Raw genomic sequence first — 579 nt, forward strand, 5'->3', positions numbered from 1 at the left:
GATGGACGTGCGGAACGAGGCGGCGGGGAACAGCCGTGTATAGCCCGGGCGCCGGTGCGCAGCCCGTGCTCATCACCGGGGGAACCCTCGCCGCGACCGGCGGGGTGTCCCCCACGGCGGCACTCGCGGTCGCCGCGGTCGTGCTGTTCATCGGTGCGCTGCTCCGAATCCGCACGCATCGTCTCCACCGCACGAACCCCTGAATCCGCGGGGTCCGATCCGTTCAGGTACGAGTCGGACCCCGTGGTCGGGAGAAGAAAGGCAGGACGCCATGTCGTCCGATCAGCTTCGTCGCCGCCACCGCTCGCGCGAGCAGCGGGACAGGCCCGGGTGGGCGCAACGCGTGCTCGCCATCGTCGCGATCCTCGCCGCCGTGGCATCCCTCGTGTTCATCGAGGGGATCGCGGTGGCCGAGGCCTTGGCGACGGCATTCTGGACCAATCCGCTCTTCGCCGGGGGTGTCGTCGCGGCCCGCGACAACTTCGTCGTCCAGGTCGGTGGCACCCCGATCGCGTTCCACGTGACGCCCAGTTGCTCGGCCGCGGTGCTCCTGGCCCCGGCGCTGCTCGTCTACGGGGC

The 579-nt window shown here is 71.2% G+C and carries 1 protein-coding gene; it reads left to right on the plus strand.

Features of this window, described 5'->3' with window-relative positions; genetic code table 11:
* Positions 1 to 271: 271 nt before the first annotated feature.
* Positions 272 to 579: hypothetical protein (locus AC1B00_RS09635; RefSeq protein ID WP_488849511.1), on the plus strand; the 308-nt coding region annotated here is incomplete at its 3' end.

This window comes from Campylobacter sp. DY7 (assembly GCF_057802535.1).